Annotated in this window: 13 protein-coding genes and 1 pseudogene; 13 read left to right on the top strand and 1 reads right to left on the bottom strand. The window is 63.9% G+C overall.

Annotated elements, in window-relative coordinates; translation table 11 throughout:
- Window positions 1-79 precede the first annotated feature (79 nt).
- Complete coding sequence (locus tag QZ749_RS01300; RefSeq protein WP_296942441.1) at window positions 80-850, top strand: TSUP family transporter; 771 nt, start codon at window positions 80-82, stop codon at window positions 848-850.
- 23 nt (window positions 851-873) lie between these two features.
- Here QZ749_RS01300 and QZ749_RS01295 read toward each other — a convergent pair whose 3' ends face one another.
- The gene (locus tag QZ749_RS01295; RefSeq protein ID WP_296942439.1) at window positions 874-1,920 is read right to left on the bottom strand and encodes a DUF1176 domain-containing protein; all 1,047 of its coding nucleotides are present in this window, start codon (window positions 1,918-1,920) and stop codon (window positions 874-876) included.
- Window positions 1,921-2,122: 202 nt separating this feature from the next.
- On the opposite strand from QZ749_RS01295, the gene mnmG reads away from it, so the two are divergent.
- The 12 genes and pseudogenes from mnmG to QZ749_RS01235 form a co-directional block, all read left to right on the top strand.
- A complete protein-coding gene (gene mnmG, locus QZ749_RS01290) occupies window positions 2,123-4,057 on the top strand; it encodes a tRNA uridine-5-carboxymethylaminomethyl(34) synthesis enzyme MnmG (RefSeq protein ID WP_296942437.1) in 1,935 nt (644 codons plus the stop codon).
- Complete coding sequence (gene rsmG, locus QZ749_RS01285; RefSeq protein ID WP_296942435.1) at window positions 4,054-4,707, top strand: 16S rRNA (guanine(527)-N(7))-methyltransferase RsmG; 654 nt, start codon at window positions 4,054-4,056, stop codon at window positions 4,705-4,707. Before mnmG ends, rsmG begins: the two co-directional genes overlap by 4 nt.
- Before the next feature lie 135 nt (window positions 4,708-4,842).
- Complete coding sequence (locus QZ749_RS01280; RefSeq protein ID WP_296942433.1) at window positions 4,843-5,613, top strand: ParA family protein; 771 nt, start codon at window positions 4,843-4,845, stop codon at window positions 5,611-5,613.
- Window positions 5,614-5,632: 19 nt separating this feature from the next.
- Window positions 5,633-6,514 (top strand): ParB/RepB/Spo0J family partition protein, encoded by an 882-nt coding sequence (locus QZ749_RS01275; RefSeq protein WP_296942431.1) that lies wholly within the window; start codon window positions 5,633-5,635, stop codon window positions 6,512-6,514.
- A 502-nt stretch (window positions 6,515-7,016) separates the two neighbouring features.
- Window positions 7,017-7,355, top strand: coding sequence for an ATP synthase subunit I (locus QZ749_RS01270; protein WP_296942429.1), 339 nt, complete (start codon window positions 7,017-7,019; stop codon window positions 7,353-7,355).
- A 2-nt stretch (window positions 7,356-7,357) separates the two neighbouring features.
- On the top strand, window positions 7,358-8,191 hold the full coding sequence (atpB, locus tag QZ749_RS01265) for a F0F1 ATP synthase subunit A (protein ID WP_296942427.1): 834 nt from the start codon (window positions 7,358-7,360) through the stop codon (window positions 8,189-8,191).
- Window positions 8,192-8,279: 88 nt separating this feature from the next.
- On the top strand, window positions 8,280-8,522 hold the full coding sequence (gene atpE / locus QZ749_RS01260; protein WP_091665119.1) for a F0F1 ATP synthase subunit C: 243 nt from the start codon (window positions 8,280-8,282) through the stop codon (window positions 8,520-8,522).
- 80 nt (window positions 8,523-8,602) lie between these two features.
- Window positions 8,603-9,073, top strand: coding sequence for a F0F1 ATP synthase subunit B (locus QZ749_RS01255; RefSeq protein WP_296942424.1), 471 nt, complete (start codon window positions 8,603-8,605; stop codon window positions 9,071-9,073).
- A 2-nt stretch (window positions 9,074-9,075) separates the two neighbouring features.
- Window positions 9,076-9,609 (top strand): F0F1 ATP synthase subunit delta, encoded by a 534-nt coding sequence (locus QZ749_RS01250; RefSeq protein ID WP_296942422.1) that lies wholly within the window; start codon window positions 9,076-9,078, stop codon window positions 9,607-9,609.
- A 76-nt stretch (window positions 9,610-9,685) separates the two neighbouring features.
- The gene (gene atpA, locus QZ749_RS01245) at window positions 9,686-11,221 is read left to right on the top strand and encodes a F0F1 ATP synthase subunit alpha (protein ID WP_296942420.1); all 1,536 of its coding nucleotides are present in this window, start codon (window positions 9,686-9,688) and stop codon (window positions 11,219-11,221) included.
- 63 nt (window positions 11,222-11,284) lie between these two features.
- Window positions 11,285-12,166: a F0F1 ATP synthase subunit gamma gene (gene atpG, locus QZ749_RS01240; RefSeq protein ID WP_296942418.1), complete on the top strand. Its 882-nt coding sequence runs from the start codon at window positions 11,285-11,287 to the stop codon at window positions 12,164-12,166.
- A gap of 54 nt (window positions 12,167-12,220) precedes the next feature.
- Window positions 12,221-12,750: pseudogene (locus QZ749_RS01235) on the top strand (F0F1 ATP synthase subunit beta); the annotation flags it as partial.

The following is a 12,750-nucleotide window of genomic DNA, read 5'->3' as shown; positions in this document are numbered from 1 at the left end:
ACTGGCCGCAAAGCGGATGCCGGCCGGGAAGCGTTGCTTACTTTAAAATATCGGTTTCCCGCCGATCTCTCCGCTTCCCATGTTCGATTTCACCCTGCTGGCCTGCGCGGCCTTCGTTGCCGGTCTCGTTGATGCTGTCGTCGGTGGGGGAGGGTTGATCCAGATTCCCGCGATCTTTGCGGTGTATCCAAAAGAAGTGCCGGCGACCTTGCTGGGTACGAATAAACTGGCATCGATGTGCGGGACGACCGTGGCGGCGGTCAAGTATGCGCGTCGCGTCCGGGTCGCCTGGAGCACGGCGGCGCCGGCCGCGGCTGCGGCGTTCGCCCTGTCCTTCGTCGGTGCCTGGACCGTGACCCGCGTCCCGGGCGATTTCGTGCGCAGCCTGCTGCCCTTGATCCTGCTGGCGGTGGCGATCTACACGTTCAAGAAGAAGGACCTGGGTTCCACCCATGCGCCGCTGCACAGCGGAAATACCGAGCGCCTGCTGGCCATCGGCGTCGGCTCGGCGATCGGTTTCTACGATGGCTTCTTCGGTCCCGGCACCGGCAGCTTCCTGATCTTCCTGTTTGTCCGCTTCTTCGGTTTCGACTTCCTCAGCGCCTCTGCCGCGGCCAAGGTCGTGAACGTCGCCTGCAATGTCTCGGCCTTGCTCTGGTTCGGCTACAGCGGCCACCTGATCTGGCAACTGGCCGCGCTGATGGCGGTCTGCCAGGTTGCCGGATCGCTGGTGGGGACCCGGCTGGCCTTGAAGCACGGCAGCGGTTTCGTGCGCAAGCTGTTCCTGGTCGTGGTCAGCTTGCTCATCGTCAAGACTGCCTGGGACACCTTCCGCCATCTGGGCTGGTAACTGTTTCACGTGAAACAGCACGACTAGTTGCGGCGGCGCACGTCGGCCACCAGCGTCGGCAGGTCCCAGGCGCCGCCGGCGGCGATCTGGCGGCACATGCCCGAGGTCTGCTCCAGCGTCTGCGAAAACGTCCGGCCATCCCATACCCAGCTCGACGCCGCCATGCAATCGCCGATGCCGCGGCCACGCTGCGTCGCGCCGATCGTCCCGTCCTTGTAGTCGGTCGCCGATGTCGTCACGAGCACGGGCGAGTAGGGCGGCTTCGTCGCCGTGACCCAATAGCCGTCACCGGTGTTGTAGGCGCCACGCCAGCACAGGTGCGACACGAGCAGCTTGTCGCTCGACAGGGGTCGGATGTCGAACGGCGCATGCTCGTCGCCGTCGGACTCGAGCAGGTCGCAATCGCCTTCCGACAGCGTCTTGCGCAATTCCGCGATGAGTTGACGCTCCTGCGCGGGCGCCAGGTGGATCTGTTGCGGCTGACTCTTCGGGACGGCGGTGGCGCGCACGACGGGTTTCGGCAGCGGCGGCAGCACCGACGATTCCGCCTTGGCGCCGGTGCGGACCAGCGCGCCGGGCGTATCGACCCGTCCCTGGAAATCGTCCATCTTCAACAGCACGGCATTCGCGCCTGCGGTGGAAATCGTCCAGCTGCGCTTGCCGGCGGTCCAGACGATGGGATCGTCCTGCAGCAGTGCCGGCAGCAGCGCGCGTACCTGGGCGCTGGACAAGGTCGCGACGCTGGCGCCCCCCTCGAAGCGCACGACGCCCGCGGCGCGTCCACCGATCGTCATCCGCACGCTCGCGGGCGGCGGGTGGTCGGGATCGTCGGCCAGCTGCAGCTCGACACGTACCGGCTGGTTGGGGCCGGCCAGGCGCGTCAACAGGATGCTGGCCCCCGGGTCCTCGGTTTCCTTGCGATAGCCGGCGGCGCGGCACGTCCTCGTGTTGTCGCAGACCAGTTCCCAATCCTTGTGCTCGAACTTGACGGAGGGAAGGTCGGAACGCGGGTAGGCATGGGCGATGGCGGCGGTGCCGAGCAATAGGCTGAACAGGTAGCGATGCATCATGGGCGAACGGGGTAATGGAGGAGATGGCAGCTTAGCATGATGACTTGCCGGCTTCCGTGCGCGCCGCGCTGGCGTGCGCGGCAAACGTCGCGTATGACGGTTTCACGTGAAACAAAATCTGTCGTTTTCCGAACCGCTTTCGAGCCGCACGGAAAAAAGAATCTATAATCCACGCTTAACTCTCCTCGCACTACACTCCATCATGCTATTTCCGACAGAATTCGACGTGATCGTCGTTGGCGGCGGCCATGCCGGCACCGAAGCGGCACTCGCGTCCGCACGCATGGGCCAGAAGACTCTGTTGCTCACGCACAATATCGAAACCCTGGGCGCGATGTCCTGCAACCCGTCGATCGGCGGCATCGGCAAGGGCCACCTGGTGAAGGAAGTCGACGCCATGGGCGGCGCGATGGCGATCGCCACCGACGAGGCCGGTATCCAGTTCCGCATCCTGAACTCGTCCAAGGGACCAGCCGTGCGCGCCACCCGTGCCCAGGCCGACCGCGTCCTGTACAAGGCGGCGATCCGCGCGCGCCTGGAAAACCAGCCGAACCTGTGGCTGTTCCAGCAGGCCGTCGACGACCTGATGGTCGAGGGCGACCGCGTCGTCGGCGCCGTGACCCAGGTCGGCCTGCGCTTTCGCGCGCGCGCCGTCGTGCTGACCGCCGGTACCTTCCTCGACGGGAAGATCCACGTCGGCCTGCAGAATTACGCGGGCGGCCGCGCGGGCGATCCGCCGGCGCTGTCGCTGTCGAGCCGCCTGAAGGAACTCAAGCTGCCGCAGGGCCGCCTGAAGACCGGCACGCCGCCGCGCATCGATGGCCGCAGCATCGACTTCTCGGCGATGACCGAGCAGCCGGGCGACCTCGACCCGGTCCCGGTGTTTTCCTATATGGGTAATGCCGCGATGCACCCGAAGCAGGTGCCGTGCTGGGTGACGCACACGAATGCGCAGACGCACGACATCATCCGCAACGGCCTGGACCGCAGCCCGATGTACACCGGCGTGATCGAGGGCGTCGGCCCGCGCTACTGCCCATCGATCGAGGACAAGATCCACCGCTTCGCGTCGAAGGAGTCGCACCAGATCTTCCTCGAGCCGGAAGGCTTGACCACCAACGAGTTCTACCCGAACGGGATCTCGACCAGCCTGCCGTTCGACGTGCAGCTGGCGCTGGTGCGCTCGATGAAGGGCCTGGAAAACGCCTTCATCCTGCGTCCCGGCTATGCGATCGAATACGATTACTTCGACCCGCGCGGCCTGAAGGCCTCGCTGGAAACCAAGGCGATCGGCGGGCTGTTCTTCGCCGGCCAGATCAACGGCACCACCGGCTACGAAGAAGCGGCGGCGCAGGGCATGCTCGCCGGCATCAACGCGGCGCTGCAGACCCAGGGCCGCGAGGCCTGGGCCCCGGGCCGCTCGGAAGCCTATCTCGGCGTGCTGGTCGACGACCTCACCACGCAGGGCGTGGCCGAACCGTACCGGATGTTCACCAGCCGCGCCGAGTACCGCCTGAGCCTGCGCGAAGACAATGCCGACATGCGCCTGACGGAAATCGGCCGCAAGCTGGGCGTCGTCGGCGACGTGCAATGGGACGCGTTCGAGCGCAAGCGCGAGGCCGTCGCGCGCGAGCTGGAACGCCTGCGGTCGACCTGGGTCAATCCGCGCATCCTGGCGGCGGCCGAATCCGAACGCGTGATCGGCCAGGCCATCGAGCGCGAATACAACCTGGCCGACCTGCTGCGCCGTCCGGGCGTCGAATACGACAAGCTGGTCACGCTGACCGGCACCGACGGCCAGCAACTGGCCGGCCCCGGCATCGAGGATCCGGCCGTCAAGGAACAGGTCGAGATCCAGCTGAAATATTCGGGCTACATCGACCGCCAGGCGCGCGAGGTGGAACGCCACGACCACTACGAAAACCTGAAGCTGCCGGAAAACCTGGACTACCTGGACATCGCGGCGCTGTCGATCGAGGTGCGCCAGAAGCTGGACAAGCAACGGCCGGAAACGCTGGGCCAGGCATCGCGCATTTCCGGCGTGACCCCGGCGGCGATCTCGCTGCTGCTGGTGCACCTGAAGAAGCGCGGCGCCAAGGGCTTTGCCAGCGTGTCGAACGAGGAATCCGCAGCATGAAGCATTTCGACCGCGCCGCGCTGGGCCAGGTACTGGCCGACGGCGTCAAGGAGATGGCACTGGACGTGACGCCGGCCCAGCAGGAACGACTGCTGGATTACCTGGCGCTGATGTTCAAGTGGAACAGCGTGTACAACCTGACGTCGCTGCGCGACCCGATGCAGATGGTGACCCACCACCTGCTCGATTCGCTGGCGGCCGTGCCGGCGTTCGCCGGCGCGAAGAACGTGCTGGACGTCGGTTCCGGTGGCGGCCTGCCCGGCATCGTGCTGGCCATCGTCAGGCCGGACATGGCCGTGTCGATGATCGACACCGTGCACAAGAAGACGGCGTTCCTCACCCAGGTGAAGGCGCAACTCGGCCTGGCGAACGCCACCGTCCACACGATGAAGGTGCAGGACCTGCAAAAGGAAGAGGGCGCCAGGTTCGACGTCATTACCTCGCGCGCCTTCGCCGACCTGTCCGATTTCATCGACTGGTCGCATCACCTGCTGGCACCGGGCGGGCGCTACATCGCGCTCAAGGGCACGGCGCCCAGGGAGGAGCAGGAGCGGGTGCCGGCCAGCTGGCGCGTGAGCGGGGTGCAGCCGCTGCAGGTGCCCAGGCTGGGCGCGGAACGCCACCTGGTATTCGTCGAGCCGGCGCCGTGAGGCCGGCGTCGAAAATCCGATCAACCATGTAAATGGTATAAACGATTAGTATCGTTAATACCGTATGAACGATATAAATCGTTTTAACGATATTAATGGTATGTTGATTTATGCCGCCAAGGAACAAGATACTGCATGGCGAAAATATTTTGCGTAGCTAACCAGAAGGGCGGGGTGGGCAAGACCACCACCAGCGTCAACCTGTCGGCGGGACTGGCCAAGCTGGACCAGCGCGTGCTGCTGGTCGACCTCGACCCGCAGGGCAACGCCACCATGGGCGCCGGCATCAACAAGGCCGGGCTGACCTCGTCGATCTACGAGGTGCTGCTGGGTGAAGCCGACGTCCAGGGCAGCCGCCTGCGCAGCGAGGCCGGGCGCTTCGACGTGCTGCCGGCCAACCGCGAGCTGGCCGGCGCCGAGGTCGAGATGGTCGAGCTGGAAAACCGCGAGCGGCGCCTGAAGGACGCGCTGGCCAAGGTGGACGCCGACTACGACTTCATCCTGATCGACTGCCCGCCGGCGCTGTCGATGCTGACCCTGAACGGGCTGGTGTCGGCGCACGGGGTCATCATCCCGATGCAGTGCGAATACTATGCGCTTGAGGGCCTGTCCGACCTGGTCAACACGATCAAGAAGGTGCACGCCAACCTGAACCACGACCTGCGCATCATCGGCCTGCTGCGCGTGATGTTCGATCCGCGCATGACGCTGTCGCAGCAGGTCTCGGGCCAGCTCGAGCAGCATTTCGGCGACAAGGTGTTCAAGACCATCATCCCGCGCAACGTGCGGCTGGCGGAAGCGCCGTCCTACGGCATCCCCGGCGTGGTGTTCGATCCCTCGTCCAAGGGCGCCCAGGCGTACATCGCCTTCGGCGCCGAGATGGTCGAGCGCATCAAGACCCTATAAAGAGAAGACAGCAGACATCATGGCAACCAAGAAACTCAAGGGGCTCGGCCGTGGCCTCGACGCGCTGCTCGGCGCGACGTCCGACGACACGCCGGCGGCGCCGTCCGGCGCGCCGTCGACGCTGAAGGTGAATCAGGTGCAGGCCGGCAAGTACCAGCCGCGCACGCGCATGGACGACGGCTCGCTGGCCGAGCTGGCCGCGTCGATCAAGACCCAGGGCATCATGCAGCCGGTACTGGTGCGGCCGATCGACGGGGCAGGGGACGCGCGCTACGAGATCATCGCCGGCGAACGGCGCTTCCGCGCGGCCCAGCTGGCGGGACTGGACGAGATCCCGGTGCTGGTGCGCGACGTGGACGACCAGAACGCCGCCGCGATGGCGCTGATCGAGAACATCCAGCGCGAGGACCTCAATCCCCTCGAAGAGGCGCAGGGCATCGCGCGCCTGATCGCCGAATTCGGTTTCACCCACGAACAGGCGGCCGGCGCCGTCGGCCGCTCGCGCAGCGCCGTCTCGAACCTGCTGCGCCTGGTGAACCTGGCCCAGCCGGTGCAGACGATGCTGATGGCCGGCGACATCGACATGGGCCACGCCCGCGCGCTGCTGGCGGTCGACGCCGCCAGCCAGATCGCGCTGGCGAACCAGGTGATCGCCAAGCGCCTGTCGGTGCGCGAGACCGAGAAGGTGGTGGCGCGCGCACTGGAAGAGCAGGACGCGCCGGCGGCCGCCAGGCGCCAGAAGGACAAGTCGGGCGACATCGTCCGGCTGGAAGAGGAACTGTCCGACCGGCTGGCGACCCCGGTCGTGTTCAAGATGGGCGCCAGGGGCGGCGGGCAGATGATCATCGACTTCGCCGATCTCGACATCCTCGACAGCGTGCTGGCGCGCCTGCGCGCCTGAGCGCGCAGGCGCAGCGCGGTTCCCTCTAGTGCATGGCGCGCGCGGACACCCGCCCCGCGCGCGATGGCGTATCGCCGGCGCAGCACGCGCCGGGCAGTTGGTGGGCGCTCACACGACGCCGGTCGCCGCGTCGACGGCCGCCGGCGTGTTGCCGCTGCGCACCGACATCAAGCATATCCGCACCGAAAAGGAAAGTGATTCCTCACCTCCACGGTGCACTGTCGTTATCACGCGACGTTATCCCAAGTTTCCTTCGATCGACGCCCGCGAATGGCAGAACGCCAGCGTTTACAGGCGGAATAGGACAAAACCGACGTCAAAAACGTAGGAAATTTAACAAATTCAGCCGATTTTTCTTTGTCGTTTTTACATCGCAAACGCCCTCATCACGGGTCGGAACAGTTTGACTATGCATTCGATAAACCTTTATAATCCCGCTGATTCATGTAATTACCATACCGTAACTCGGTTCCATCACGGCTAGCGCGAAAGAACAATAACAATGCTGCGCTTGGTCTCCCTGCAACTCCTGGCAACACTTGTGGCCGGCCTGATCGCCGGACTGCTGGGGGGATGGTCTGCGATGTTTTCGGCGGTACTTGGCGGGTTGTGTTGTGTCGTGCCCAATGGCGTCATGGCTGTTCGCCTGTTTGCCAGTTCACAAAAAATGGGCGGAGCAAACCCCGCCACATTTTTCATCTGGGAATTTGTAAAGATTGCTTTAACGCTGGCGCTGTTGCTCGCAACGGCGCGGCTGTACCACGATCTGAACTGGCTGGCGCTGCTGGTCGGTTTCATCGTGGCGCTAAAAAGTTACATCATTTTATTATTTAGGCACTGACAATGACGAGTCCAACCGTAGAAGGCGCAGCGCAGCACGCTCCAAACGCATCGGAGTACATCCAGCACCACCTCGGCCACCTGGCCAGCGGTCACCAGACCTTCGTGGTCGACTTTTCGATCATCAACCTGGACACCGTCCTGTGGTCGTCGGTGATGGGCATCCTGGCCGTGTTCGTCATGTGGCTGGCCGCGCGCCGCGCCACGTCGGGCGTGCCGGGCCGCTTCCAGGCCGCCATCGAGGCCGTCGTCGAAATGGTCGAAGACCAGTCGAAGTCGATCGTGCACGGCGACCGCACCTTCATCGCCCCGCTGGCGCTGACCGTGTTCATCTGGGTCACCTTCATGAATGCGATGGACTTCCTGCCGGTCGACCTGTTCGCCGGCATCTTCCGCGCACTGGGCATGGGCGAGCCGCACTTCCGCGTCGTCCCGACCGCCGACCTGAACGGCACCCTGGGCATGGCCCTCGGCGTGCTGGCGCTGATGATCTACTACAGCATCAAGATCAAGGGCCTGGGCGGCTGGATCCACGAATTGTTCGCAGCACCGTTTGGCATCTACATGGCGCCGTTCAACTTCCTGTTGAACCTCATCGAATACGCAGCAAAAACCGTGTCGCTGGGCATGCGACTGTTCGGCAATATGTACGCCGGTGAGCTGCTGTTCCTGTTGATTGCACTGCTCGGCTCCACTGCAACCGTGTTCGGCTTCGTCGGCCACGTCATTGCGGGTTCGATCTGGGCAATCTTCCACATCCTGATCGTGGTCCTGCAGGCATTCATCTTCATGATGCTGACGCTGGTGTACATCGGTCAGGCCCATGAAGGCCACTGATCGGCGCGATCGCAAGAACGACCAAGATAGTGGTAGTAAAGAAGTTGTAATTTTCTAGTTTTTTAAATTAACTTTTGGAGTAAATCTCATGACTGACGTTTCTTTCGTTGCACTGGCTTGCGGTCTGATCATCGGCCTGGGCGCTATCGGCGCATGTATCGGTATCGCTATCATGGGCGGTAAATACCTGGAAGCTTCGGCACGTCAGCCTGAACTGATGAACACCCTGCAGACCAAGATGTTCCTGCTGGCTGGCCTGATCGACGCGGCATTCCTGATCGGTGTCGGTATCGCCATGCTGTTCGTGTTCGCCAAGCCGTTCACCAGCTAAGATTCCCACGATAGACATCGTGCTTCCAAGCGCCGAACCTTCCTTGGTTCGGCATCCGTTTTTCTGAGAAGGAATCTACCGTGAACTTGAATGCAACCCTGTTTGCCCAGTTCGTGGTCTTCTTCATCCTGGCATTCGTCACCATGAAATTCGTGTGGCCGCCGGTGATGAAAGCGCTCGACGAGCGCGCCCAGAGGATCGCGAACGGCCTGGCCGCCGCCGACCGCGGCAAGGCCGAAATGGCCGCTGCCGAAAAGCGCATCGCCGCCGAACTGTCCGCCACCCGCGACGAGAGCACCAAGCGCATCGCCGACGCCGAGAAGCGTGCCCAGGCCATCATCGACGAAGCCAAGCAACAGGCGACCGTCGAAGCCGCCCGCATCATCGAGGCTGCCCGTGCCGATGCCGAGCAACAGATTACCCGCGCGCGCGAAGAACTGCGCGGCCAGGTCGCTACCCTCGCCGTCGCCGGCGCAGAGCAGATCCTGAAGCGCGAAGTCAATGCAGCGGCCCACGCCGACCTGCTGAACCGTCTGTCGACCGAGCTCTGATCATGGCCGAACTCGCAACCGTAGCCCGCCCCTACGCCGAAGCGCTGTTCCGTGTCGCCCAGAACGGCGACATGGCGGCCTGGTCGGCCATCGTCGGGGAACTGGCCCAGATCGGCGCCAACCCGGACCTGCAGGCCTTCGCCGGCAATCCGCACGTCACGCAGGACCAGCTGGTCGACACGATTGCGTCGTTGGTCAAGTCGCCGCTGAACCTCGAGGCGAAGAACTTCATCGCGATGCTGGCCGAAAACGGCCGCATCGCCCTGCTGCCGGAAATCGGCGTCCAGTTCACCGTGCTCAAGAACGCACTGGCTGGCGCCGCCGACGCGACCATCCATAGCGCGTTCGACCTTTCGGCCGACCAGGTTAACCAACTGGTCGCCTCGCTGGAAAAGAAATTTGGCCGCAAGCTGAACCCCACGGTCGCAGTGGATCCGTCGCTGATCGGTGGTGTGCGCGTGGTCGTCGGCGACGAAGTGCTCGATACCTCGGTCCGCGCCAAGCTGCAGCAGATGCATGCCGCGCTGGTTGCCTGACGATCGAAGAATAAGCACCGTCGCGACGCACCGGCACTTGCCCTACGCATCAAGAAACTATTAGGAGTTAGCACTCATGCAACTTAATTCGTCTGAAATCAGCGAACTGATCAAGAGCCGCATCCAGGGCCTGGAAGGTTCGGCTGATGTTCGTAACCAAGGCACGGTGATCTCCGTCGCCGACGGTATCTGCCGCATCCATGGTCTGTCGGACGTGATGCAGGGCGAGATGCTGGAATTCCCGGGCAACACCTTCGGCCTGGCGATGAACCTCGAGCGCGACTCGGTCGGCGCCGTCATCCTGGGCGCCTACGAGCACATCTCGGAAGGCGATACCGTCAAGACCACCGGCCGCATCCTGGAAGTCCCGGTCGGTCCGGAACTGCGCGGCCGCGTCGTCAACGCCCTGGGCCAGCCGATCGACGGCAAGGGTCCGGTCGCCACCGCGCTGACCGCTCCGATCGAAAAGATCGCCCCGGGCGTCATCGCCCGCGAATCCGTGTCGCAGCCGCTGCAGACCGGCATCAAGTCGATCGACGCCATGGTGCCGATCGGCCGCGGCCAGCGCGAACTGATCATCGGCGACCGCCAGACCGGCAAGTCGGCCGTGGCCGTCGACGCGATCATCAACCAGAAGGGCCAGGGCGTCACCTGCGTGTACGTCGCCATCGGCCAGAAGGCCTCGACCATCAAGAACATCGTGCGCTCGCTGGAAGAGCACGGCGCGATGGAGTACACCATCGTCGTCGCGGCCTCGGCCTCGGAATCGGCAGCGATGCAGTACATCTCGGCCTACTCGGGCTGCGCGATGGGCGAATACTTCCGCGACCGCGGCGAAGACGCGCTGATCGTGTACGACGACCTGTCGAAGCAGGCCGTCGCCTACCGCCAGATCTCGCTGCTGCTGCGCCGTCCGCCGGGCCGCGAAGCGTACCCGGGCGACGTGTTCTACCTGCACAGCCGCCTGCTCGAGCGCGCCGCCCGCGTGAACGCCGACTACGTGTCCGCCTTCACCAACGGCGCCGTGACCGGCAAGACCGGCTCGCTGACCGCACTGCCGATCATCGAAACGCAAGCGGGCGACGTCTCGGCCTTCGTGCCGACCAACGTCATCTCGATTACCGACGGCCAGATCTTCCTGGAAACCTCGCTGTTCAACGCCGGTATCCGTCCGGCGATCAACGCAGGTATCTCGGTGTCGCGCGTCGGTGGCGCAGCCCAGACCAAGGTCATCAAGGGCCTGTCCGGCGGTATCCGTACCGACCTGGCGCAGTACCGTGAACTGGCCGCGTTCGCGCAGTTCGCGTCGGACCTGGACGAGTCGACCCGCAAGCAGCTGGACCGCGGCGCACGCGTAACCGAACTGCTGAAGCAGAAGCAGTACTCGCCGCTGCCGATCTCGCTGATGGCCGCATCGCTGTTTGCCGTCAACAAGGGCTATTTCGACGACATCGAAGTCAAGCGCGTGCTGGAATTCGAAGCGGGCCTGCACAACTTCCTGAAGTCCAGCCACGCCGCGCTGCTGTCGAAGATCGACGAGGTCAAGGCCCTGGACAAGGACGGCGAAGCAGCGCTGGCCGCCGCCATCGCCGACTTCAAGAAGTCGTTCTAAGGCGGCTTTCTGATGGATCGCAGGACGGGAAGCGATTCCCGTCCTCACAAGGAGTAAGGGCTCATGGCAGCAGGCAAAGAGATACGTGGCAAGATCAAGAGCGTAGAAAATACGAAGAAGATCACCAAGGCGATGGAAATGGTCGCCGCGTCCAAGATGCGCAAGGCGCAGGACCGGATGCGCGCCGCCCGTCCCTATAGCGAGAAGGTCCGCAACATCACGGCCAACCTCGCCACCGCGAACCCGGAATATACCCACGCGTTCATGGCCAACGCCAAGGACACGAAGGCGAAAGCCGTCGGCTTCATCGTCGTCACGACCGACAAGGGTCTGTGCGGCGGCATGAACACCAACGTGCTGCGCCAGGTGACGCAAAAGACCCGCGAGCTGGAAGCCGCGGGCAATCGCATTGAAGTCGTTGCAATCGGCAACAAGGGTCTGGGCTTCCTGAACCGCATCGGCGTGAAGGTGGTCTCGAGTGTCACGCAGATCGGCGACACCCCGCACCTGGAAAAGCTGATCGGCCCGATCAAGGTCATGCTCGACGCTTACCAGGATGGTCAGCTGGACGCGGTGTACCTGTGCTACACCAAGTTCATCAACACCATGCGCCAGGAACCGGTGGTCGAGCAGCTGCTCCCCCTGCCGGCCGGCCACCTGCAAGCCGACAGCGGCGCGCACTCGTGGGATTACATCTACGAGCCCGACGCGCAGGTCGTCATCGACGAGCTGCTCATGCGCTACGTCGAAGCGCTGATCTACCAGTCGGTGGCCGAGAACCTGGCGTCCGAGCAGTCGGCGCGCATGGTGGCGATGAAGGCCGCGACCGACAACGCGGGCAACGTCATCGGCGAGCTGAAGCTGGTCTACAACAAGACCCGCCAGGCGGCGATTACGAAAGAACTCTCGGAGATCGTGTCCGGCGCAGCTGCGATCAGCGGCTAAGCCCGGTAAGCGACCTCTCGTAACGACATTAAAACTATATCTGAAGGAACGAACATGGCTGATGGCAAAATCGTTCAGTGTATCGGCGCCGTGGTTGACGTGGAATTCCCGCGCAACGCAATGCCGAAAGTGTACGACGCACTGAAAATGGAAGGCTCCGAACTGACCCTGGAAGTCCAGCAGCAGCTGGGCGACGGCATCGTCCGTACCATTGCGCTGGGCAGCTCGGAAGGCCTGCGTCGCGGCATGACCATCCAGAACACCGGCAACCCGATCATGGTGCCGGTCGGCCAGGCCACCCTGGGCCGCATCATGGACGTGCTGGGCAACCCGATCGACGAGCGCGGCCCGGTCAGCGCCGAGCGCACCGCCTCGATCCACCGCACCGCACCGCAGTACGACGAGCTGTCGCCGTCGCAGGACCTGCTGGAAACCGGCATCAAGGTGATCGACCTGGTGTGCCCGTTCGCCAAGGGCGGCAAGGTCGGCCTGTTCGGCGGCGCCGGCGTCGGCAAGACCGTCAACATGATGGAACTGATCAACAACATCGCCAAGGCGCACTCGGGTCTGTCCGTGTTCGCCGG

The sequence above is a fragment of the uncultured Massilia sp. genome (assembly GCF_913773735.1).
GTDB lineage: Bacteria > Pseudomonadota > Gammaproteobacteria > Burkholderiales > Burkholderiaceae_D > Telluria.
This window is presented reverse-complemented; position numbering and strand designations above follow the sequence as displayed.